A 21,178-nucleotide genomic window follows, 5' to 3' on the forward strand; every position below is an offset into this window, starting at 1 on the left:
GTTCCGTATTCGTTGAGAGGGCTCAGCTGCGTGGGACTTGCCGCCCGGGTGTGCCGGGGGCCAGTTCGGCGTTTTGCAGCCAGGACAATGCAATGGGCCATAGTGTGGCTTGGTATGCGCTACGAAAAAAGGCGAAATGTCCGACTTCTTCTTCGCCGATGTCTTGGGGGGCGATTCGCAAGTGGGTGTTGGTGCTGTGGGTGAAGTAGCGGAGCAGGCGTTCAATGGCTGAAATCGTGCCATAAGGATCGTCGCTGATGCTGATCGCCAGGATTTTCGCGCTGACACGCTCAAAGGGCAGTCGACCGGTTCCGCCATGGAGGCGTCGACCGCTGGGGCGCGTTTCATAACGGGCTGTCGGTGTAGTCCAGTCGCGAACTACGCCGGCCGGTGTGTCCTCCAGCCAGCCGAGGCGCTTGCCGGGGAAATAGCCGTGGAACATCGTCATCAACGGCATCACCACATGCCACTTGCCGAACATCCGCCAGCGATGGGCGGGCGCGTAATCACGCCAGTAAGCGAATTGCGCACCGACCGTCACCATCCGTCGAATGACACGCCCGGACGCCCCCAGGCCTGCTGCACAGCCGCCAAAGCTGTGGCCGACGACGTCGATGGGCTGCCCGGGGAATTCACGCTCAGCGCGCCTTAGCATCGCTTCAAAGTCCAGCGCGCCCCAGTCGGTCCATGAAGCGTCGAGATCTTTGAGCGAGACGGGACGTGATTCGCCGATGCCACGGTAATCGTATGTGATGACATCGAACCCGTTGGCGAACAGGTAATCGGCGAATCGTGAGTAATGGCGGCAGCGGACAGAGGTGGCAGCGTTGATGATCACGACGGGGCGAGCAGGGTCTTGCGGAGTGTGCCGCCAGGTGAACCCGCCGAGGGTGAAGTCGTCTGCGGCGGGCTCCTTGAAGGGGGCTCCGGGTGTGGTGTCAGGCAATGGCAGCTCGATCTGAGCGGGTGCCAGTGTAGGCGTGTCCTTGAAATTCATCGGTGACGGACCTTTGCGCGTAGCTGCCAACGATAGTCTTCATAGTGCTTGGGGACAATCTACTGAGGCTGTATCAGGCAGGCCGAGAAACTCCAATACCTCTGAACTCCGTGTAGGGTCAGTGGGACTAGTGGCCATTCTCCGGATATTGGTGGCGGCTTCCTCCCTGACCGCAGACCGATCGCGACTTGCCAACAGCCGCTCGTAATACAGCGTGTTGATCTGACGCTCCAGGGCGCGACTCGACCAATTCTGAAGGGCTGACTCGTTCATGTACCAATGACGGGCATGGTCGTTGTCCACCCGCAGTAGTCTGCGGTAGTGGGTCCAGCTCAATTCGTGACGCAGTGCGTCACAAATTGGGAAGGCTTGATAGAACTGGCGCATGTAGCGAAGGTTGGAAGCGTCAAACCCTTTCCCGAACTCGGCTGTCAGAATTTTCGCCAGAGTCGCCAACAACTGCTTCCCATACCCCGCCCTACGAGCCCCCTCCTGCTCAAACTCGACAATATGCCGCCCGATCTGCCAACAGGTTTGCACTTGAGCCGTATCGACCGCTCGAAGCACTTTAAGACGTGCCTGGCGGATCAGATCTCCAAGGTTGCTCACCAGAGAGGCGAGTTGTGGATCTTGGGTGTTATCGGTTTTGACGATGGTCATGAAGTCTTCCGTGGCTGGAGGAGCAGGCGAAAGAGGATGACAAGAGAGCGTGGGGTGGCGATGCAGTACGCCGCTGGTAAGCCGGAAGGAATTGCCGGATTCGTTTTGCAGGACCAGGCCGACGGCGGGACGTATTTGTGGAATACAGGGTGTAGTCCGTTTCGCAGTGAACCCAAGATCGAATCAATCTAAAACTCGACCGGTGTACTGGAAATCAAAATTCAAGGGAGTGAAAGGGTTCTGAGAAGCCCGGGAGTCGTCATCATGAAATTCGCCCATGCATTCATGTTGTCCCTTGTTGCCATCGGCGCTCTGGCGTTTCCAGCGATGCTGAATGCGGCCAGTCTTGAGCCCGTCGACAGTTCAGGCGTGCAAGTTCAGCAGCAGGAGCAAAACGGGATTGCTTACCTGTCCGGTGGTATTGGCGAGGATGAAGCGAAGGCTATCCAGCAAACCACTGGTTATAACCTGCACATGACCTTCTCTGTCGGTCCGAAAGACGAATACATTCCAGACGTGGAACTGCTTGTCCAGAACGCTCAAGGTCCGGTGCTGACGCTCAGGCAGGCAGGCCCTTTGGTTTACGTCCAATTGCCTCCTGGCAAGTACACGGTCGTGGCAACGCGCAATGGTGAAGCGAAGCGTGACACGACAGATATCGCCAGTGCTGGCGCGAGGAATCTGGTGTTCCACTGGAACAGTAGCGAATGAGGGGGTTGGTTTCAGGGTTTTCGGTATTTGGTACCGGAGACGGCATCGAACCGCCGACCCTGCGCAGGGTGGGTCGGCGGCGATCAAAGTTGAAGGCAAGAACTGGTCAGAGTCGCACCGGCAATCATAGCGAAGCCAAAGTTTCAAGGATCGCGACGCGTAAGGGATTGCTTTCTACGCTCAGCAGCTTGATGGCCAAGGCGCAGCAGACCACGATCAACATGGGTTTAATCAAGCGTGGACCGACGCGAACAGCGGCTCGTGCACCCAATTGAGCGCCGATGAAGGCCGCCAAAGCCATGGCTATGGCAATCGGCCAAATAATCACACCTTTGGTAATGAAGACCGACAAAGAACCCAGGTTGCATGAGGCGTTGGCAAGTTTGGTAAAACTCATGGCCCGCATCATGCCCAAGCCGCAGAGAAGTACAAACCCGACAATAAAGAAAGAGCCCACACCGGGGCCAAATATACCGTCGTAAAAGCCCAGGATCGGCGCGACGGTAAACGAAAAAAGCAGAATGCCGATTCTCTTGCGTCGATCTTCATTGGCCAGCTTGGGAGAGAAAGCAAAATAGATAGCCACCAGAATCAGCATGATAGGCACGCAAACTTCCAGATAGTGCTTATCAATAGAGCTGACCAGCAAGGCACCACTGGCGCCGCCAATAAATCCGCAGATCACCAGGAAACGGCCTTCGCGCCACTCGATCATTCCTTTACGAGCAAAGGTCACAGTGGCCGAAACAGTTGCCGACGCGGCCTGGAACTTGTTCGTTGCAATTGCGCTGATCGGATCTATACCGGCCAGAAACAATGCAGGTAAGGTAATCAAGCCCCCACCGCCGGCAATCGCATCAAAAAAACCGGCGAAAAAAGCGACAAGCGCCAACATGCCTATTAAATCCCAAGACATAACATTCCCTCTTTATAGTTATTGGCCAGTAATCACATGACTGGTCCTTGCGCAGCTTGAACGCTTAAAAAATCAGCCCTGCAGCAGTAACGGGTCCTCTGAAATAACGACAGGGGAAGAAAATTTTGAAAGCCCGAAAATACGTACCAGGACCCGTCTGTTGTCTTTGATGACATCGCGACAGTGCAGGGATCGGACGTTATTGATGACCATGGCCGACTCTTGCGTCAGCGTGTACTTGAATGGAGTTGCTTCGCTTACCCCCTGGCAAAGGGCGGCATAGGCCGTTTTGACAAAGCTCGAGGCGTTGTCGTTGACCGAAAAGCGATACGAGTTGAAGCGGGCCGCGAACCCGACCTTGTCGTCAAACTCTAGAATCGAAACGTTGCGACCATCTTCCCCTTTGCCACTGACAAAGGAGTCGCTACGAGTGAATTGGAAGTTGCCCGTGGTCAGTGCGAGGCAGTGGGTAACGCCAATTTTTTCCAATAGGGGAGGTAACGGAATCACCCGCGTAGGTTCCAGACTCGGGTTCCACAGGGCGGAAAGTATGAGCGACGACGGAGAGGGCGAGTGCCCGTCTTTCGCGTTCACGGCGCACCAGTAAGGCGCCTCGGTATGCGGGCCAAGCGCGAGGCCGGAATGGGAACTCAGTTCTTTGATGTCCGTCTCGGCATTGATTTTGACGAGTCCGCCACCCTTGAAGTTGGCCACTAGTCGAACCAGCTTTCCTTCGTTGTCCATGTCGTAGGCAAAGGAGTTGTTATCCACCAGTTTCAACAAGATCTGATTACGGGCGGCCAGGCAAAGGACGTCGTAGCGATTTTCCAGGGATGTCAGGTTGGGTAGTTCATTTGGAGGGTTGCCATCGGTGATTTTTTGCAGCCCTTCAAAGATCAACACGCAAACAAGGCCATTGGAGTAGGCCTCCAGCAGTTCGCAATGGTCTTTCGAAAACGAGAACTTTAATTCTGTGGCTGCCAGAGAGGCTTTGAAATTGGCTCCTGGTGCCTGCGGCCCGCCGATGGCGGCCAGTTCTTCGGCGAACTTGTGAAGCCATGTTGACTGCCGAATATCAAAGCTCAAAATTCTGATGTCCTGTCCAGTAAGAAGCTCAACGTTTTCGACATCCCGTTTGATGGCGTCAGTCATTGTCTACATCCCTGTTGTGTATCTGCTCCCGGTTATGCGGCAGCTCCTCCCACGATTCTGCCCAAGCCGATGATCAGCGTATGTCATCCACTTCCGTTAAAGCATACGGAGCGTTCCGACAAACCCGAGAGATTGCGAGAAGGGCCGATCACTAATGCTTGATGCCACTCGGGACTCGGCTTCGGAAGGCGTTGCAGGTGCTTGCTGGCGTGGCGCGAGGAGGTGGGGGGATGCTTCGTCCGGCGCTTCGAGGGTGACTGGAACAGTGCCTCATCAAATCGCAGGCATAAAAAAACCCTGAATCTTGCGATTCAGGGTTTTCGGTATTTGGTGCCCAGAGACGGAATCGAACCGCCGACACGGGGATTTTCAATCCCCTGCTCTACCGACTGAGCTATCTGGGCAACGGGGCGCATTAAACTGGTTTTTCAGGGGGTCGTCAAGAAAGTTTTGAAAAAAATTTTAATTATTACCGTCGCTTACGATCCGACCCCCGAGAAATCGGGATTATTCAGCCGGCGGGACGTAGCCGTCAGCCTTGGCGTAATCCTCGCCGGAGAAGTACTTGTCCATCTCGCCCTGAAGATATTTGCGATCTTCGGCATTCATCATGTTCAGGCGTTTTTCGTTGATCAGCAGGGTCTGGTGTTTTTGCCAGTCGGCCCAGGCCTTGGCCGAGACGTGGTCAAAAATGTCCTGACCTTTTGCGCCCGGGAAGGGAGCGCGTTCCAGGGCGGGCAATTCTTCTTTGTACTTGCGGCACATGATGGTGCGGGTCATGACGACTCTCCTGCGTTCAATACGGCGGCCGCGCGTTCGAGCAAGGTTTTGACCGGGGCGGCAAGGCCCAGGCGCGGCGGGGTGGCGAGGTTATACCAGAGCCAGTCGGCCTCGGCCACGTGATGGCCGGCTTCCTGGACATGGACCAGCCAGGGTTCGATGGACAACTGAAAGTGGCTGAAGGTGTGCACCAGGCTTGGCAGCGCTTGTTGGCTGCCCAGTTCCAGTGAGTGCTGCGAGGCCAGATGTTGCAGGTCATCGAGGTCATCGAGCTCCGGCAAACTCCATAGACCGCCCCACAGGCCCGTGGAAGGGCGACGGTAAAGCAGAATCGCGCCCTCGCCATTGGCGAGCATGGGCATCAGCGTGCGCTTCTGTGGCACGGTTTTACGCGGTTTGGGGACGGGGTAGCGGGTTTCCAGGCCGAGCATGTGCGCTTCGCAACCCTTTTCCAGCGGGCAGAACAGGCAGCTCGGCTTGCTGCGGGTACACAGCGTGGCGCCCAGATCCATCATCGCCTGAGTGTAGGCGTTGACCCGATCATGCGGCGTAAAGCGCTCAGCGTTGGCCCAGAGCTGTTTTGCGACCTTCGGCTCCCCCGGGTAACCCTCTTGCGCGGTAAAGCGCGCCAGGACGCGTTTGACGTTACCGTCGAGGATCGGCGCCCGCAGGCCCATGCTCAGGCTGGCGATGGCGCCCGCCGTCGACAGGCCGATGCCCGGCAGATCAACCAGTTTTTCCACGTCTCGCGGAAACTCGCCGCCGTACTCGGAGACGACAATTTTTGCGGTCTTCTGCAAATTGCGCGCGCGGGTGTAATAACCCAGGCCCGTCCACAGGTGCAGCACTTCGTCTTCCGGCGCGGCGGCCAGGGCCTCGACCGTTGGCAACGAGGCCATGAAACGATCGAAGTAATTGAGCACGGTGCTGACCTGGGTTTGCTGCAACATGATTTCCGAGACCCACACCCGATACGGGGTGATGCCCTGTTGCCAAGGCAAATCGTGGCGGCCGTGGCGGTCGTACCAGTCCAGCACCGCCGAAGAAAACTGCTCGGCTTTCATCGCTTGAACAGCTCCTTTAACGCGTTTTTCAGTTCCGGGCGAATTTTATCGCCAAACTTCTCGTCGATTTTTTCACTGATCCGATCTTCAGCCAGTTTGCTCGCGACTTGTCCCATGCGTTCATTGTCGAGACGGCAGGCTTTGGCGCCGAGTTCCAGCGGCCCCCGGCAACGCAGCGGCCACACGATGCCGACATATTTGTCGCCGACCTGGCAGGCCGGGTCCGGCATGGCGCTCGTATCGCCTTCGACGATGATGCCCACGCGATAGTCCATGCCCAGCACGCGCAGATCAACGTCGCCGTCGCCATTCACGGTCATGCCCGGGATGCGCACTTTCAGGTCCGGGTTACTGGCCACGCCGTTATGGAAAGTCAGGGTGCCTTTGAGTTCCTGGAAGGGAGTGTCCTTGCCCCGTGGCTCGCCGCTGAGGGTTTTGCGGTTCAGGGTGGCGATGCCTTTGCACAGCTGTTGTTCGAGGTTGGCGTTGAGCAACACGCCATTGTTGACGACGAAACTGGCGTTGCCGTTGAGGCTGTCGATCAACGCTTTCTGGCTGTTGCCGCTGGCGGTCAGCGCGCTGTTGAGCGTCACCAGGCCGTTGACCGGTGGATTTTTGCCTTGGCTTTCGAGGATTTTTTCCACCGGCACTTTGCTGATCTGCGTCTGCATGCTCAGCGCAGGCACTTGCTGGCGCACGTCGAGGGTGCCCTTGGTTTCGAAGTTGCCGTCGTACAGATCGCCGCGCAGGTTCTCCAGAGTCAACAGGCCGCCCAGGCCAGTGGCCTTGAACGCGGCGTTGTGGATCGGCAGCTTGTCGAGGGTCAACTGGCCAAAGGTCAGGTCGGCGTCCACGTCGAGTTTGCTCAAGCGTTCCACCGGCAGCAGGCGTTCGGTACTCCAAGCGTCCTTGGTCGGTGACTCCGGCAGCGGTGTGCTGCCCGCGCCGGCTATGGCATTGGCCTCGGTGCTGGCGACTTCAGCCTGACGCACCTGTGTCGCGCTGTTGGCTTCGGCGGATTTGGGTGGCAGATAGCGGTCGACATTGAACGTGTCAGCCTTCAGGACTGCGCGCAGCGATTGTTTGGCGAAATCCTCGACGGCGATGCGGCCACTGAAGCTGCTGTCATCGACTTTCAGGTTGATGTCGTCGAACGAAACGCTGGTCGGCGTGCCGGCAACGCGACTCACCAGTTCGACTTTGCTCAGGCTGCCTTCGGCCATGGCCGGAAGCTTCTGGCCAATACTGTCGACGAATTTTGCCAGGTCGAACTGGGCAATCGAAATGCCGCCGCTGATCTGCGGCGTCTTGTCGAGGTCGTTGACCTTGAGTTCACCCAGTGCGCGCAATTGGTTGGCAGAGATCTTGATGCCGGTCCATTCGGCGACGTTCGCAGCTTTATCCAGCAGCAATTGCCCTTGGGCTGCGAAGGTCATGGTCTTGCCTTGCAGCGGATCACCGGCGACTTCGCCGGATATTTTCATGTCTTCGAATTTGTAGCGTTGCAGCGCGCGTTCGAAACGCAGCTCACCAGTGAGCTCGGTACGCACCCGCAGAACCGGTTGGTTAGTGCCGAGGAACGCGGTGAGTTTGACCGGGATGTTGGTCGAGTCATGCACCGGGCCTGTACTCAGCTGGATGCTTTCGGCGCTGAACTGCCTGCCGGTCTTCTCGTCGCTGTATTCGACGCGGGCGTTGTTCACGGTCAGGCTGTCAATGTCCAGGCGAATCGGCTGGGCCGGTTTTTCTACCTGAACGGTGGTTTCCGGCGCCGGTGCAGGTTCGCCAGGAGTGGCTGGTTGCGTGGCCGGAGTGACTGGCGCCGGGACCTTGCCGACATCTTCCCAGTTGCCATGGCCGTCCTTGTCGCGGTTCAGGCGCAAGTTCAGGCCTTCAACACGCACATCGCTCATCTGCACTTCACGGCGCAGCAGCGGCAGCACGCGCACTGACAGGCCAAGCATCTGCAAGTCGGCGAACGGCTCCGTCGGCTTGGCCAGGGTCGCGACACTGGCCTCATGCAATTCCAGGCCCAGCCAAGGGAACAGGCTCCAGCCGATATCGCCATTGAGCGTCAGCTCGATGTGGGCCTTGTCGCGGGCAATCTGGCGAATCTCGTCTTTATAGTCGTTGGGATCAAAGAGGTGGGTCAGGGCAAAGCCCAGCGCCACAATGATCAGCAACAGCCCGAGAAGTACCAGACCCAGGATTTTGCCGAACGCTTTCATGGGCGAGTCCTTGTAGATAGTCGAATTCGAAATTTAGCCGGGGAGTATAGCGCTCTGAAGCGGACGACCGGTCAGGCGATAACTGCCGGAAGTACATCCAGTGGCAGTTTCAGCTTGGCGGCAAGGGCCTGGGCTTCGAGATGCCCGGCGGGGGCCAGCAAGCGAAGCGTGGCGCCCGACTCAGAGGCCATTTTCTGCGCTTCGTTCACCAGACGTTCGGCGACGCCACGCCGACGGGTAATTTTTCGTACGCAAAGTTGGGACAAGTGCCAAACGTCCTGATGCCGTTGCAAGCGGGCCGCGCCGAGCAGTCGATCATTGAAGCGTCCGGCGATCAGCGAACCGTCCCGCAGGCAGCCTTCGATCAGTTGCACATCCCCTGAATACGGGGCGTACAGCCAGTCCGGGGCGTCACGGTAAATTTTCTGCAAGTCTTGCTGATCCTGGTAAGTGGCCTCGTTCAGCGGTTCGACAATGATCGGCATGGCGACTCCTTAAGAGGTACGAGAACGGATGACATACAAATGGTGATATCAGTTTGGCTTTTCTGCCACGCTCAAATGGTAACCTTTGCCCGTTCGTCCGTCCTGCTGCGACGAGATGCCGCACAAAAAGCAGCTTCACCTAACAAAACGGTCACGCGTGCGCATAAGAAGCCGGGGGTGAGGAGTGGCTGGCGAACCCTACTAATAATTGGGGGATACACAATGACCACGAGCATCACGGCGGACGGCCTCATAGCCGGCCAGCCTGCGTTCCTGTCCAAGGAGCGCATCATCGCCAAGCCCGGATTTAACCGTTGGCTGGTGCCACCGGCCGCTTTGGCCATCCACCTTTGCATCGGTATGGCTTACGGCTTTTCGGTGTTCTGGTTGCCACTGTCCAAGGCGCTGGGCGTGACCGCTCCAGTGGCCTGCGCGCCGGACATGAGCTTCATTTCGCAAATTTTCTCGTCGCAATGCGACTGGCCGATCTCGATGCTCGGCTGGATCTACACTTTGTTCTTCATCTTCCTCGGCTGCTCGGCAGCGATCTGGGGTGGCTGGCTGGAACACGCCGGGCCGCGTAAGGCTGGCGTTGTATCGGCGCTGTGCTGGTGTGGTGGTCTGTTGATTTCAGCACTGGGGATCTATACCCACCAGATCTGGCTGATGTGGGTCGGCTCCGGGGTCATTGGCGGTATCGGCCTGGGGTTGGGTTACATCTCGCCGGTTTCGACGTTGATCAAGTGGTTCCCGGACAAGCGCGGCATGGCGACCGGTATGGCGATCATGGGTTTTGGCGGTGGCGCGATGGTCGGTGCTCCGCTGGCCGCAGCCCTGATGAGCCATTTCGCTTCGCCAACCAGCGTCGGCGTCTGGCAGAGCTTCCTGGTAATGGCCGCGATCTACTTCGTGTTCATGATCGGTGGCGCTCTGTCCTACCGCGTTCCGCCAACCGGCTGGAAGCCTGAGGGCTGGACAGCGCCGGCGAAAAAAACCGCTAACGCGATGATCACCCACCGCCATGTTCATGTGAATGTCGCCTGGAAAACTCCACAGTTCCGTCTGGTGTGGCTGGTGCTGTGCCTGAACGTATCGGCCGGTATCGGCATCCTTGGCATGGCGTCGCCGCTGTTGCAGGAAGTGTTCGGCGGCAAATTGATTGGTGTGGACCTGCCATTCGGTCAACTGGACGCCGGGCAACTGGCTTCGATTGCGGCGATTGCTGCCGGTTTCACTGGTTTGCTGAGCCTGTTCAACATCGGTGGCCGGTTCTTCTGGGCCTCGTTCTCGGATTACCTGGGCCGTAAAAACACCTACTTCGTGTTCTTCGCGTTGGGTTTCGCGCTGTATGCGTTGATCCCGAACCTCGGTCACCTGGGTAACGTCTCGCTGTTCGTCGCGGCGTTCTGCATCATCCTGTCGATGTACGGCGGTGGTTTTGCGACGGTTCCGGCTTATCTGGCGGACTTGTTCGGTACGCAAATGGTCGGCGCGATCCACGGTCGTCTGTTGACGGCATGGGCGGCAGCGGGGGTGTTGGGTCCGGTGTTGGTGAACTACTTGCGTGAGTATCAACTGAGCATCGGCGTTGAGCGCGCCGCCGCTTACGACATCACCTTGTACATTCTCGCCGGCCTGCTGGTGCTGGGTTTCCTGTGTAACCTGCTGGTGCGTCCGGTGGCTGACAAGTACTTCATGACCGATGCTGAGCTGGCTGCCGAACAGGCGCTGGGTCACGACAAAGGTGCCGACAGCAGTACCGAGCTGGAGTGGAAAGCGGACGCGGGCACTAAGCCTTTGGCGGTGGCGGCGTGGCTGGTGGTGGGTATTCCGTTGGCGTGGGGTGTGTGGGTAACCCTGCAGAAAACGGCGATCTTGTTCCACTAACGCCAAACGTTGTAGGAGCCGGCTTGCCGGCGAAGGCGTCCTCATTGCCGCTGCACTTCGCCCGGCCGCCTTCGCTGGCAAGCCAGCTCCTACAAAAGCCGTGCATTCGCAATGAATGCCGGCTTGTATGGACATGTCTATCCCCGACAGTGCCGGGTTCAGCCCGTCAGGGATATCACGTATCGTGTTTCTGTTTCGCGCCCGCGCCCCTATAATGGCTGCCTTTTTCGCCCAATGATTTTGCGGAGCTGGTGATGGCCGAACGTAAGGCGTCAGTCGAGCGCGACACTCTGGAAACCCAGATCAAAGCCTCGATCAACCTGGATGGCACCGGAAAGGCCCGATTTGATATCGGTGTTCCTTTTCTTGAGCACATGCTGGACCAGATCGCCCGTCACGGGCTGATCGACCTGGATATTGTCAGCAAGGGCGACCTGCATATCGACGACCACCACACCGTGGAAGACGTCGGTATCACCCTGGGTCAGGCCTTTGCCAAAGCCATCGGCGACAAGAAAGGCATCCGTCGCTACGGCCACGCCTACGTGCCGCTCGATGAAGCGCTGTCGCGTGTGGTCATCGACTTCTCCGGCCGCCCAGGCCTGCAGATGCATGTCCCGTATACCCGCGCTACCGTCGGCGGTTTCGACGTTGACCTGTTCCAGGAGTTCTTCCAGGGCTTCGTCAACCATGCGCTCGTCAGCCTGCACATCGACAACCTGCGTGGCACCAACACCCACCACCAGATCGAAACCGTGTTCAAGGCATTCGGCCGCGCACTGCGCATGGCCGTAGAGCTCGATGACCGCATGGCCGGTCAGATGCCATCGACCAAAGGCGTTCTGTAATGCAGACGGTCGCGGTTATCGATTACGGCATGGGCAACCTGCACTCGGTGGCCAAGGCCCTCGAGCACGTCGGTGCCGGCAAGGTCCTGATCACCAGCGATGCCGACGTGATTCGCGAAGCCGATCGGGTGGTTTTCCCCGGCGTCGGCGCGATTCGCGATTGCATGGCGGAGATCCGTCGCCTGGGCTTCGATTCGCTGGTGCGTGAAGTCAGCCAGGACCGTCCGTTCCTCGGCATTTGCGTGGGCATGCAAGCCTTGCTCGACAGCAGTGAAGAGAACGATGGCGTCGACTGCATCGGCCTGTTCCCGGGCGCGGTGAAATTTTTCGGCAAGGACCTGCACGAAGACGGCGAACACCTGAAAGTCCCGCACATGGGCTGGAACGAAGTGAAGCAGACGATTGCACATCCTCTGTGGCACGACATTCCGGACCTGGCGCGTTTCTACTTCGTGCACAGCTACTACATCGCCGCCGGCAACGCGCGGCAGGTGGTGGGCGGCGGTCACTACGGTGTCGATTTTGCTGCGGCGCTGGCCGAAGGCTCGCGTTTCGCCGTGCAGTTCCACCCGGAGAAGAGCCATACCCATGGTCTGCAATTGCTGCAGAACTTCGCCGCGTGGGATGGTCGCTGGTAAATGGCCGTCAAAAAGAAGCCACCGATCCTGACCCTCACTCCTGAACAGGAGAACGAGGCCAACCAGAAGATCAAACGCTTCATGGAGGATCGCTTCGAACTGGACCTGGGTTCGTTCGAAGCGGCCGAAATCCTTGAGCTGTTTACCCGTGAAATTGCTCCGCACTATTACAACAGGGCGATTTTCGATGTGCAGACGCACCTCAAAGAGAGGTTCGAAAGCATCGAAAGCGACTTGTGGGCGCTCGAGAAAAACTGATTTCCGAGCGAAGCTGAATACTCGAATTTGAAGGTTTGCCAGATGCTGATTATTCCCGCTATCGATCTCAAAGACGGTGCCTGTGTTCGTCTGCGCCAGGGCCGCATGGAAGATTCCACGGTGTTCTCCGATGATCCGGTGAGCATGGCTGCCAAGTGGGTGGAAGGCGGTTGCCGTCGTCTGCATCTGGTCGACCTGAACGGCGCTTTCGAAGGCCAGCCGGTCAATGGCGAAGTGGTCACTGCGATTGCCAAGCGTTATCCGAACCTGCCGATCCAGATCGGCGGCGGTATCCGTTCGCTGGAAACCATCGAGCACTACGTAAAAGCCGGCGTGAGCTACGTGATCATCGGCACCAAAGCCGTGAAAGACCCGGCCTTCGTCGCCGAAGCCTGCCGCGCGTTCCCGGGCCAAGTGATCGTCGGTCTGGATGCCAAAGACGGTTTTGTCGCCACTGACGGCTGGGCTGAAATCAGCACCATTCAGGTGATTGACCTGGCCAAGCAATTCGAAGCCGACGGCGTATCCGCGATCGTTTATACCGACATCGCCAAAGACGGCATGATGCAGGGCTGCAACGTACCGTTCACCGCCGCCCTGGCCGCTGCCACGCGTATTCCGGTGATCGCTTCCGGCGGTATTCACAACCTCGGTGACATCAAATCGCTGCTCGACGCCAAGGCGCCAGGCATCATCGGCGCAATCACCGGCCGGGCGATCTACGAAGGCACCCTCGATGTCGCTGAAGCGCAAGCTTTCTGCGACTCGTACAAAGGCTGAGGACTGACCATGGCGCTGGCCAAACGCATCATCCCTTGCCTGGACGTGGATAACGGCCGGGTCGTTAAAGGTGTGAAGTTCGAGAACATTCGCGATGCCGGTGACCCGGTGGAAATCGCCCGTCGCTACGACGAGCAGGGTGCCGACGAGATTACCTTCCTTGACATCACCGCCAGCGTCGACGGTCGCGACACCACGCTGCATACCGTGGAGCGCATGGCCAGCCAGGTGTTCATCCCGCTGACCGTCGGCGGTGGCGTGCGCACCGTGCAGGACATTCGCAATTTGCTGAATGCCGGTGCGGACAAGGTTTCGATCAATACGGCTGCGGTGTTCAATCCCGAGTTTGTCGGCGAAGCCGCGCAGCATTTCGGTTCGCAATGCATTGTCGTCGCCATCGACGCCAAGAAGGTTTCACTGCCGGGCGAAACCCCGCGCTGGGAAATCTTCACCCACGGCGGTCGCAAACCTACCGGTCTCGACGCTGTTGAATGGGCGAAGAAAATGGAAGGCCTCGGTGCCGGTGAAATCCTGCTGACCAGCATGGACCAGGACGGCATGAAAAACGGCTTCGACCTCGGTGTGACCCGTGCCATCAGCGATGCCTTGGGGATTCCGGTGATCGCCTCCGGTGGTGTCGGCAACTTGCAGCACTTGGCTGACGGCATCCTCGAAGGTCACGCCAGCGCAGTATTGGCGGCGAGTATTTTCCACTTCGGCGAATACACCGTGCAGGAAGCCAAGGCCTACATGGCGCATCGCGGCATCGTGATGCGCTAAACAATCAATGCAGGCCAGTGGACATCATGGCGGGCTCAAGGCACTCTTGGGTACGCCATGGATTTCGGTAGCCAGACATGCTCAAACGCCTTCTTCTAGTCCTCGCCAGTGCCTCTCTGTTGTTTATCAGCGGAGCGCATGCCGCAGAAAGCCCCGACACCGACCTGGTGTTGCTGACGGAAAATTTCCCGCCGTACAACATGGCGAAGAACGGCAAAAACTTCGCTCAAGACGAGAACATCAATGGTATCGCCGTGGACATTGTCCGCGAGATGTTCAAGCGTTCCGACATCACATATAGCCTGACGCTGCGTTTCCCTTGGGAGCGAATCTACAAACTCGCCCTGGAAAAGCCCGGTTACGGCGTGTTCGTGATGGCGCGTTTGCCTGACCGCGAGAAGCTCTTCAAGTGGGTCGGCCCGATTGGCCCGGATGACTGGATCATGTTGGCCAAGGCCGACAGCACGATCACCCTCGAAACGCTGGATGACGCGCGCCAATACAAAATCGGTGCCTACAAGGGCGATGCAATTGCCGAGACGCTCGCCAAGCAGGGGCTGAATCCAATCGTTGTGCTTCGCGATCAGGACAACGCGAAGAAACTGGTCAACGGTCAAATTGATTTGTGGGCGACTGGTGATCCGGCCGGGCGCTATCTTGCGCGGCAGGAAGGCGTAAATGGTCTCAAAACGGTGCTGCGCTTCAATAGCGCCGAGCTGTACCTGGCGTTGAACAAAGACGTGCCGGACGAGATGGTGGCCAAACTTCAGGCCGTGCTGGATCAACTGCGCAAGGAAGGCAAGGTAGACGAGATCATGGCGCGGTATCTCTAATGGCGCCACCGCACCCCTTGTAGGAGCTGGCTTGCCAGCGAAGGCGGTCGCACAGGCAGCGTGATATTCAAGACCGCTTCGCCGGCAAGCCGGCTCCTACAGAGGGTGGTTCAACTGCAAGTTATCGGTACACCCCATCCTTGCCATGCGCCGTGGTTGCCCGGTTACCGCGCACACTGATCATCTGCCTGATATCAATCCACTCAATCCCCTGAGCCTTCAGCTTCGGCAACTCCCGCTCCATAACCGCCAGCGTCTGCGGATATGGATGCCCGATCATCACCGCGGAACCCTGCTTGCGCGCCAGGCTGATCGCCGTCTGTAACTGGGTGAAGATTGCCGCTTCGGTGCGTTCGTCATCCAGAAACACATCCCGCGAAACGCTGGCCAAACCAATCTTCTGCGCCTGGGCGGCGGCAACGGTTTGCGCGCTGGTGCGGCTGTCGACGAAGAATTTGTGCCGCTGCTGCAAATCCGCCATCAACCAGGCCATGGCGGCCGGTTGAGCGGTCATTCGGCTGCCCATGTGGTTGTTGATGCCGGCGGTATAGGGCACGACCTTGAACGCCGCATTCAGGCGTTTTTCCAGCTCTTCGATGGGCAAGTCCGGGTGCCACGCGAAGGGGCCCGTGGCCGGGTCCATGGGCATGTGCAGGATGACGATCTTGCCGGCGCGATGGGCTTCGCGGGCGAATTCGGTGGCGTGGGGTGTGTCGGGCATGATCGCCGCGGTCACCGGGCCGGGCAGGGCCAGCACGCGGCGATCCCGGGGCAGGTTCTGCCCCAGGTCATCGATGATCAGGCTGAGATAGGCTTTTTGAGGGGGCGTCTCGACGGGAGCTGCGTGAGCAACACCCGCCAGACAGAGCAATAAACACAGGATAAACCGCTGGAGCATCTCAGCGGCCGGACGTGATGCTCAACCCTTTGAGCAGGCTCAAGGCCTGGGCCAACTGGTAATCATCATCCTGCGGCATGGCCTTGGCTTTGCCGCTGGTGCCGGTCGGCTTATCGGCGCCGCCGTTGCCATTGCCCAGGTGACCCTGCAAATCGGCTTCCTTAAAGTACTCGCTGTCCTGCTCGTTGGTGATCTTGGCCTTGCGCACTTCGATGTCCGGGACGATGCCCTGGGCCTGAATCGAGCGACCGTTCGGGGTGAAGTACAACGCGGTAGTGATCTTCAGGGCGCGGTCGTTGTTCAGTGGCAGCACGGTTTGTACCGAGCCTTTGCCGAAACTGGTGGTGCCCATCACCACGGCGCGTTTTTGATCCTGCAAGGCACCGGCGACAATTTCCGAAGCCGAGGCGCTGCCGCCGTTGATCAGCACGACCATTGGCACGGCTTCACTTTCATCCTTGCCGGTCGCGGAGAAGCGCAGCTCGGAGTTGGCGATACGGCCCTTGGTGTAGACGATCAGGCCCTTTTTGATGAAATGATCGACCACTTCCACCGCAGCCTGCAGCACGCCCCCGGGGTTGTTACGCAGGTCGAGGATGATGCCTTTGAGCTTCTTGCCGTTTTCCTTGCGCAGTTTGGCCAGGGCCTGGGAGACCTCTTCGCCGGTCTTGACCTGGAACTGAGTGATGCGGATATAGCCGTAGCCGTTTTCCAGCAGCTGCGCCTTCACGCTCTTCACCTGGATGATGGCGCGGGACAGGGTTACGTCGAAGGGTGTACCGCCATCGCGCACCAGGGTCAGGGTGATTTTCTGGCCGATCTTGCCGCGCATCTTGTCCACGGCTTCAGTCATGGTCTGGCCGCGAGTCGGCTGGCCATTGATCTTGACGATGAAGTCACCGGCCTGAATGCCCGCCTTGGACGCCGGAGTGTCATCGATCGGCGAAACGACCTTGATGAAACCGTCTTCGGCGCCAACTTCGATGCCCAGGCCGCCGAATTCACCGCTGGTGCTTTCCTGCAACTCGGCAAAGTCTTCCGGGCCCAGGTAGGCAGAGTGTGGATCGAGGTTGCTGAGCATCCCTTTGATGGCGTTTTCCAGCAGGGTCTTGTCATCTACGGGTTCGACATAGGCGGCCTTGATCCGGTCCATGACCTCGGCAAAGGTGCGCAACTCTTCCAGAGGCAACGGGGCCTTGGTCGTCGCGGCAGTGCCCGCAGGCGCGACAGCCGGCGCTGGTTGAGCGGCGAACGCCAGAGGCGCGCCGATCACCAGGGCGATCGTCAGGGCCAGCGAGGTAAGGCGGGACAAATGCAGCATGTCAAACGAACTCCTGAATTAGGTAGCGTGCTTATCCTTGCACACGACACCATTGCGCCGGATCACTCGGGTGACCCTGCTGACGAATAGCGAAATACAGTGCTGGTGTGTCCTGCCCGCCACTGTTGCCGACAGTGGAGATGGACTCACCGGCTTTTACTACGTCACCCGCAGACTTGAGCAACGTCTGGTTGTGACCATAAAGACTCAGAAAACCGTTGCCGTGGTCGAGAATCACCAGTAGCCCGGCACCACGCAACCAGTCGGCAAACACCACGCGACCGCCATGCACGGCATGCACCTGACTGCCGGCGGAGGCGCTGATCATCACGCCGTCCCACTTGGTGCGGGCATCGTCGCCACGAGACTCGCCAAAGCGTGCCAACAGTCGACCATCAACCGGCCAGGGAAGTTTTCCCCGAGTTGACGAAAAGGGGCCGCCAAAGGTCTCGCCTGAACTTGAGACCAAAGCGCCGGGTGTCGATTTAACCGGTTTGCGTGGGGCGTCGGTGGTTTCTGCATCTGCTGCAGCCTGAGCCTCACGTAAACGCTTTTTTTCGGCTTCCTGCTGGGCGATCAGCGCTTTTTGCCGCGCTTCTTCTGCCTCACGGGCCTGGCGAGCCAAGGTTTCTTCAATGGTTTTAAGGACTTTAGACAGGTCTGCCTGATCCTGCTCGCGGGAGGCCAGTTTCTGGTCGCGAGCCTTTACGTCTTCGTTGAGCTTGGCCAGGACTTGCTGGCGCTCCTTGCGGACTTTGTCGAGTTCGTCGCGCTGGCTGTCGAGGCTGCTCTTCTGCACCAGCAACTGCGCCTGCTGTGCGTCTATGTCTTTTTCGACATTGGCCAGTTGGCGCAGGGTTTCGTTGAAATTCTTCAGCTGCTCCAGTCGGGCCTGGCTCAGGTAGTCGTAGTAGGTGAGGGTGCGGGCGAACTGTTCCGGGTTCTGCTGGTTCAGCAGCAGCTTCAAGTATTCCTGACGGCCGTTTTGATAGGCCGCGCGGGCCTGAATGGCGATCAGTCGTTGCTGTTCAATGCGCGCGCTCTGGAGTTTTTTTTTCTCGGCATCGAGTCGCTGTAGCTCGGTTTCGCTTTTCTTCAGCTCTTTTTGCAGGGCGTCGACCTGTTTCTCGAGCTTGCCCATTTCAGTCTCGGTGCCTTTGAGCTCTTTTTGCACACCGGATTTTTCTTCCTGCAACTTGCCCAGCAGTTTTTTCAGCTCGGCAATGTCCTGACGCGTGGCGTCCAACTGTTGTTGGGTTTGCTCGCGCTCGTCAGCGAAGGCCGGTTGGAGCAGGCAAGTCAGTGCTAGGACTATCAGGACGCGGAGCATAGAGGCGGGCGGCACCAGGGAAAGGGACGGCCTAGTATGCCCGCCAAGCGTGGCAAAAAAAATGCCCAATTGGGGCTGTGTGATAACTGGACAAAAAAACACCACAAACCAATGTGGGAGCGAGCCTGCTCGCGATGGCGTCCTGACATTCAACAGTGATGTTGGCCGTCAGATTGCTATCGCGAGCAGGCTCGCTCCCACAGGGTTTGGTGGTGATTGAACGGTCGATTACACCAGAATCGATGTCCCGGTCATTTCCGCCGGTTTTTCCAGGCCCATCAACATCAGCATGGTCGGCGCCACATCCGCCAGTACGCCGCCTTCACGGACCTTGAGGTCACGCTTACCGACATAGATAAACGGCACAGGCTCGGTGGTGTGAGCGGTGTGCGCCTGGCCGGTGGCTTCGTCGGACATTTGCTCGACGTTGCCGTGGTCGGCAGTGATCAGCGCTTCGCCGCCGACTTTTTCCAAGGCTTCGACGATGCGGCCGACGCACTGGTCCAGACATTCAACGGCTTTCACCGCTGCTTCGAACACGCCGCTGTGGCCGACCATGTCGCCGTTGGCGTAGTTGACCACGATCACGTCGTAACGCTGGTTATCGATGGCGTCGACGATGCGGTCGGTAACTTCCGGTGCGCTCATTTCCGGCTGCAAGTCATAGGTAGCGACTTTTGGCGACGGGATCAGGATGCGTTCTTCGCCCGGGAACGGTTCTTCACGACCGCCGGAGAAGAAGAAGGTCACGTGGGCGTATTTCTCGGTTTCGGCAATGCGCAGTTGAGTCTTGCCGTTTTTCGCCAGGTAATCGCCCAGCACGTTTTCCAGGCTGCCGGCGGCGAACGCCGACGGCGCAGGAATGCTCGCGGCGTATTGGGTCAGCATGACGAAGCCGGCCAGTTTCGGTTGGCGCGCGCGTTCGAATTCATTGAAATCGTCTTCGACGAACACACGAGTCAGTTCACGGGCGCGGTCGGCGCGGAAGTTCATGAACACCACCGCGTCGCCGTCTTCGACCTTGACCGGCTCGCCGATGGAGGTGGCTTTGACGAATTCGTCGCTCTCGCCACGCTCGTAAGCAGCTTGCAGACCTTCCTGGGCGGTGGCTGCGTTGAATTCGCCGTTGCCGTCAACAATCAGGTTGTAGGCTTGGGACACGCGGTCCCAACGGTTGTCGCGGTCCATGGCGAAGTAGCGGCCGATGATGCTGGCGATACGACCTTTGCCCAGCGCCTGGAAGCTGGCGTCGAGCAATTCGATGGATGACTGCGCGCTTTTCGGTGGCGTGTCGCGGCCGTCGAGGAAGGCGTGCAGGTAGATTTTTTCAGCGCCGCGTTTGAATGCCAGTTCAGCCATGGCGATCAGGTGGTCCTGGTGGCTGTGAACACCGCCGTCGGACAGCAGGCCCATGAAATGCACGGCTTTGCCGGCTGCAACGGCCTTGTCTACAGCGGCGCAGATGGTCGGGTTCTCGAAGAACTCGCCGTCGCGGATCGACTTGGTCACGCGGGTGAAGTCCTGATACACCACGCGACCGGCGCCGAGGTTCATGTGGCCGACTTCAGAGTTGCCCATCTGGCCATCCGGTAGGCCGACGTCCATGCCGCTGCCGGAGATCAGGCCGTTCGGCACGGTGGCCCACAGACGGTCCAGCACGGGCTTCTTGGCCGCATAGATGGCGTTGGATTCAGGGCTCTCACTGTGACCGAAGCCATCGAGAATAATCAGGACCAAAGGTTTAGGCGTGGTAGTCATGGATTCACTCTGGCTTAAGTTAAAAGAGGGCGATGGAAAAGGGAGTGGCAGTTTAAAGCGAAGTTCCGGCCACGTCACCGCCGGACGGGGTTTGGCCCACCATAGTGGCTGTGTATACTGGCCGACATTTTAACGCCCTGGAACCTCCTTCGATGGTTGCTCACCTGATTGAATTTGCCACTAACCACTACATTCTTGTCGGTATCTTCGTCGTACTGCTGGCGGCGCTGATTGCCTATCAAATGCAAGGCGGCGGCCGTAGCCTGAGTACCGGTGAATTGACCGGGCTGGTCAACAAGGACGCAGGCGTTGTGATCGACATCCGTTCGACCAAGGACTTCGCCGCCGGTCACATCGTTGGCGCGTTGAACATTCCTCACGACAAGTTGACCGCTCGCATCGGCGAACTGGAAAAGCACAAGGCCAAGACCATCATCCTGGTCGACGCCCTGGGCCAGACCGCCGGTACGCATGCACGCGAACTGATGAAATCCGGCTTCACCGCCGCCAAGCTCTCCGGTGGTATTTCCAGCTGGAAGGGCGACAACCTGCCGCTGGTGAAGTGATATGAGCAACGTCGTCGTCTATTCCAGCGATTACTGCCCTTACTGTTCGCGAGCCAAGTACCTGCTCGAGAACAAAGGCGTGGCCTTCGAAGAGATCAAGGTCGATGGCAAGCCACAGGTGCGCGCCGCCATGGCTCAGAAAGCCGGACGTACGTCCGTGCCGCAGATCTGGATCGGCAGCACCCACGTTGGTGGTTGTGATGATTTGTTTGCCCTTGAGCGCGCCGGTAAGCTCGACGCAATGCTCAAGGCCTGTATGCCTTCCCTATAAGACCCCAAGATCAGAAA

The 21,178-nt window shown here is 58.6% G+C and carries 21 protein-coding genes, 1 tRNA gene and 1 pseudogene; 10 read left to right on the forward strand and 13 right to left on the reverse strand.

Annotation, left to right across the window (positions count from 1 at the left end; translation table 11 throughout):
* Positions 1-22 precede the first annotated feature (22 nt).
* Both AC1DWM_RS24815 and AC1DWM_RS24820 read right to left on the reverse strand, forming a co-directional pair.
* Positions 23-997 (reverse strand): alpha/beta hydrolase family protein, encoded by a 975-nt coding sequence (locus AC1DWM_RS24815; RefSeq protein WP_477796393.1) that lies wholly within the window; start codon positions 995-997, stop codon positions 23-25.
* Between the two features lie 60 nt (positions 998-1,057).
* A pseudogene (locus AC1DWM_RS24820) lies at positions 1,058-1,657 on the reverse strand (DUF1016 N-terminal domain-containing protein); the annotation flags it as partial.
* A gap of 264 nt (positions 1,658-1,921) precedes the next feature.
* Here AC1DWM_RS24820 and AC1DWM_RS24825 point away from each other — a divergent pair.
* On the forward strand, positions 1,922-2,368 hold the full coding sequence (locus AC1DWM_RS24825; protein ID WP_223518809.1) for a carboxypeptidase regulatory-like domain-containing protein: 447 nt from the start codon (positions 1,922-1,924) through the stop codon (positions 2,366-2,368).
* 124 nt (positions 2,369-2,492) lie between these two features.
* Here AC1DWM_RS24825 and AC1DWM_RS24830 read toward each other — a convergent pair whose 3' ends face one another.
* The 7 genes from AC1DWM_RS24830 to AC1DWM_RS24860 form a co-directional block, all read right to left on the reverse strand.
* The gene (locus AC1DWM_RS24830; RefSeq protein WP_223518811.1) at positions 2,493-3,284 is read right to left on the reverse strand and encodes a TSUP family transporter; all 792 of its coding nucleotides are present in this window, start codon (positions 3,282-3,284) and stop codon (positions 2,493-2,495) included.
* Positions 3,285-3,356: 72 nt separating this feature from the next.
* The gene (locus AC1DWM_RS24835; RefSeq protein ID WP_477796394.1) at positions 3,357-4,436 is read right to left on the reverse strand and encodes a hypothetical protein; all 1,080 of its coding nucleotides are present in this window, start codon (positions 4,434-4,436) and stop codon (positions 3,357-3,359) included.
* 328 nt (positions 4,437-4,764) lie between these two features.
* Positions 4,765-4,840 (reverse strand) — tRNA-Phe (locus AC1DWM_RS24840).
* Positions 4,841-4,943: 103 nt separating this feature from the next.
* Positions 4,944-5,216: an oxidative damage protection protein gene (locus tag AC1DWM_RS24845; protein ID WP_007949047.1), complete on the reverse strand. Its 273-nt coding sequence runs from the start codon at positions 5,214-5,216 to the stop codon at positions 4,944-4,946.
* Complete coding sequence (mutY, locus tag AC1DWM_RS24850; protein WP_477796395.1) at positions 5,213-6,280, reverse strand: A/G-specific adenine glycosylase; 1,068 nt, start codon at positions 6,278-6,280, stop codon at positions 5,213-5,215. Before mutY ends, AC1DWM_RS24845 begins: the two co-directional genes overlap by 4 nt.
* Entirely contained in the window at positions 6,277-8,508 is a 2,232-nt protein-coding gene (locus AC1DWM_RS24855; RefSeq protein WP_477796396.1) for an AsmA family protein, read from the reverse strand. The genes mutY and AC1DWM_RS24855 overlap by 4 nt, the downstream gene beginning before the upstream one ends.
* Before the next feature lie 71 nt (positions 8,509-8,579).
* Positions 8,580-8,993 (reverse strand): acetyl-CoA sensor PanZ family protein, encoded by a 414-nt coding sequence (locus tag AC1DWM_RS24860; RefSeq protein WP_223518818.1) that lies wholly within the window; start codon positions 8,991-8,993, stop codon positions 8,580-8,582.
* Positions 8,994-9,215: 222 nt separating this feature from the next.
* Between AC1DWM_RS24860 and AC1DWM_RS24865 the strand changes: the two genes are divergently transcribed.
* From AC1DWM_RS24865 to AC1DWM_RS24895, 7 genes are all read left to right on the forward strand, one after another.
* Positions 9,216-10,880 (forward strand): OFA family MFS transporter, encoded by a 1,665-nt coding sequence (locus tag AC1DWM_RS24865; protein WP_223518821.1) that lies wholly within the window; start codon positions 9,216-9,218, stop codon positions 10,878-10,880.
* 254 nt (positions 10,881-11,134) lie between these two features.
* Positions 11,135-11,728, forward strand: a complete 594-nt coding sequence (hisB, locus tag AC1DWM_RS24870; RefSeq protein WP_003218037.1) for an imidazoleglycerol-phosphate dehydratase HisB — start codon at positions 11,135-11,137, stop codon at positions 11,726-11,728.
* The gene (gene hisH, locus AC1DWM_RS24875) at positions 11,728-12,366 is read left to right on the forward strand and encodes an imidazole glycerol phosphate synthase subunit HisH (RefSeq protein WP_223518823.1); all 639 of its coding nucleotides are present in this window, start codon (positions 11,728-11,730) and stop codon (positions 12,364-12,366) included. The genes hisB and hisH overlap by 1 nt, the downstream gene beginning before the upstream one ends.
* On the forward strand, positions 12,367-12,624 hold the full coding sequence (locus tag AC1DWM_RS24880; protein WP_050682512.1) for a DUF2164 domain-containing protein: 258 nt from the start codon (positions 12,367-12,369) through the stop codon (positions 12,622-12,624). It begins immediately after the preceding gene.
* 42 nt (positions 12,625-12,666) lie between these two features.
* On the forward strand, positions 12,667-13,404 hold the full coding sequence (hisA, locus tag AC1DWM_RS24885) for a 1-(5-phosphoribosyl)-5-[(5-phosphoribosylamino)methylideneamino]imidazole-4-carboxamide isomerase (protein ID WP_223518825.1): 738 nt from the start codon (positions 12,667-12,669) through the stop codon (positions 13,402-13,404).
* Positions 13,405-13,413: 9 nt separating this feature from the next.
* The gene (gene hisF / locus AC1DWM_RS24890; protein WP_007949037.1) at positions 13,414-14,184 is read left to right on the forward strand and encodes an imidazole glycerol phosphate synthase subunit HisF; all 771 of its coding nucleotides are present in this window, start codon (positions 13,414-13,416) and stop codon (positions 14,182-14,184) included.
* A 77-nt stretch (positions 14,185-14,261) separates the two neighbouring features.
* A complete protein-coding gene (locus AC1DWM_RS24895) occupies positions 14,262-15,017 on the forward strand; it encodes a substrate-binding periplasmic protein (RefSeq protein WP_223518829.1) in 756 nt (251 codons plus the stop codon).
* A gap of 121 nt (positions 15,018-15,138) precedes the next feature.
* Here AC1DWM_RS24895 and AC1DWM_RS24900 read toward each other — a convergent pair whose 3' ends face one another.
* From AC1DWM_RS24900 to gpmI, 4 genes are all read right to left on the reverse strand, one after another.
* Positions 15,139-15,915 (reverse strand): divergent polysaccharide deacetylase family protein, encoded by a 777-nt coding sequence (locus tag AC1DWM_RS24900; RefSeq protein WP_223518831.1) that lies wholly within the window; start codon positions 15,913-15,915, stop codon positions 15,139-15,141.
* Between the two features lies 1 nt (position 15,916).
* A complete protein-coding gene (locus AC1DWM_RS24905; protein ID WP_477796397.1) occupies positions 15,917-17,236 on the reverse strand; it encodes a S41 family peptidase in 1,320 nt (439 codons plus the stop codon).
* 31 nt (positions 17,237-17,267) lie between these two features.
* The gene (locus tag AC1DWM_RS24910; protein ID WP_477796398.1) at positions 17,268-18,566 is read right to left on the reverse strand and encodes a murein hydrolase activator EnvC family protein; all 1,299 of its coding nucleotides are present in this window, start codon (positions 18,564-18,566) and stop codon (positions 17,268-17,270) included.
* Positions 18,567-18,794: 228 nt separating this feature from the next.
* The gene (gpmI, locus tag AC1DWM_RS24915) at positions 18,795-20,324 is read right to left on the reverse strand and encodes a 2,3-bisphosphoglycerate-independent phosphoglycerate mutase (RefSeq protein WP_223518836.1); all 1,530 of its coding nucleotides are present in this window, start codon (positions 20,322-20,324) and stop codon (positions 18,795-18,797) included.
* Between the two features lie 152 nt (positions 20,325-20,476).
* Between gpmI and AC1DWM_RS24920 the strand changes: the two genes are divergently transcribed.
* Positions 20,477-20,890, forward strand: a complete 414-nt coding sequence (locus tag AC1DWM_RS24920) for a rhodanese-like domain-containing protein (RefSeq protein WP_223518838.1) — start codon at positions 20,477-20,479, stop codon at positions 20,888-20,890.
* A 1-nt stretch (position 20,891) separates the two neighbouring features.
* On the forward strand, positions 20,892-21,161 hold the full coding sequence (gene grxC, locus AC1DWM_RS24925; protein WP_223518840.1) for a glutaredoxin 3: 270 nt from the start codon (positions 20,892-20,894) through the stop codon (positions 21,159-21,161).
* Positions 21,162-21,178: the final 17 nt, after the last annotated feature.

It is taken from the genome of Pseudomonas sp. P4_C8, assembly GCF_056401975.1.

Bases quoted from the DNA above. Each gene is read 5' to 3' on its own strand.
- AC1DWM_RS24865 (WP_223518821.1), top strand. From the start codon at position 9,216: ATGACCACGAGCATCACGGCGGACGGCCTCATAGCCGGCCAGCCTGCG.
- AC1DWM_RS24880 (WP_050682512.1), top strand. From the start codon at position 12,367: ATGGCCGTCAAAAAGAAGCCACCGATCCTGACCCTCACTCCTGAACAG.
- hisA (WP_223518825.1), top strand. From the start codon at position 12,667: ATGCTGATTATTCCCGCTATCGATCTCAAAGACGGTGCCTGTGTTCGT.
- AC1DWM_RS24815 (WP_477796393.1), bottom strand. From the start codon at position 997: ATGAATTTCAAGGACACGCCTACACTGGCACCCGCTCAGATCGAGCTG.
- AC1DWM_RS24830 (WP_223518811.1), bottom strand. From the start codon at position 3,284: ATGTCTTGGGATTTAATAGGCATGTTGGCGCTTGTCGCTTTTTTCGCC.
- hisB (WP_003218037.1), top strand. From the start codon at position 11,135: ATGGCCGAACGTAAGGCGTCAGTCGAGCGCGACACTCTGGAAACCCAG.
- gpmI (WP_223518836.1), bottom strand. From the start codon at position 20,324: ATGACTACCACGCCTAAACCTTTGGTCCTGATTATTCTCGATGGCTTC.
- grxC (WP_223518840.1), top strand. From the start codon at position 20,892: ATGAGCAACGTCGTCGTCTATTCCAGCGATTACTGCCCTTACTGTTCG.
- AC1DWM_RS24845 (WP_007949047.1), bottom strand. From the start codon at position 5,216: ATGACCCGCACCATCATGTGCCGCAAGTACAAAGAAGAATTGCCCGCC.
- AC1DWM_RS24825 (WP_223518809.1), top strand. From the start codon at position 1,922: ATGAAATTCGCCCATGCATTCATGTTGTCCCTTGTTGCCATCGGCGCT.
- AC1DWM_RS24855 (WP_477796396.1), bottom strand. From the start codon at position 8,508: ATGAAAGCGTTCGGCAAAATCCTGGGTCTGGTACTTCTCGGGCTGTTG.
- AC1DWM_RS24900 (WP_223518831.1), bottom strand. From the start codon at position 15,915: ATGCTCCAGCGGTTTATCCTGTGTTTATTGCTCTGTCTGGCGGGTGTT.
- AC1DWM_RS24860 (WP_223518818.1), bottom strand. From the start codon at position 8,993: ATGCCGATCATTGTCGAACCGCTGAACGAGGCCACTTACCAGGATCAG.
- AC1DWM_RS24920 (WP_223518838.1), top strand. From the start codon at position 20,477: ATGGTTGCTCACCTGATTGAATTTGCCACTAACCACTACATTCTTGTC.
- hisH (WP_223518823.1), top strand. From the start codon at position 11,728: ATGCAGACGGTCGCGGTTATCGATTACGGCATGGGCAACCTGCACTCG.
- AC1DWM_RS24910 (WP_477796398.1), bottom strand. From the start codon at position 18,566: ATGCTCCGCGTCCTGATAGTCCTAGCACTGACTTGCCTGCTCCAACCG.
- mutY (WP_477796395.1), bottom strand. From the start codon at position 6,280: ATGAAAGCCGAGCAGTTTTCTTCGGCGGTGCTGGACTGGTACGACCGC.
- AC1DWM_RS24835 (WP_477796394.1), bottom strand. From the start codon at position 4,436: ATGACTGACGCCATCAAACGGGATGTCGAAAACGTTGAGCTTCTTACT.
- AC1DWM_RS24895 (WP_223518829.1), top strand. From the start codon at position 14,262: ATGCTCAAACGCCTTCTTCTAGTCCTCGCCAGTGCCTCTCTGTTGTTT.
- hisF (WP_007949037.1), top strand. From the start codon at position 13,414: ATGGCGCTGGCCAAACGCATCATCCCTTGCCTGGACGTGGATAACGGC.
- AC1DWM_RS24905 (WP_477796397.1), bottom strand. From the start codon at position 17,236: ATGCTGCATTTGTCCCGCCTTACCTCGCTGGCCCTGACGATCGCCCTG.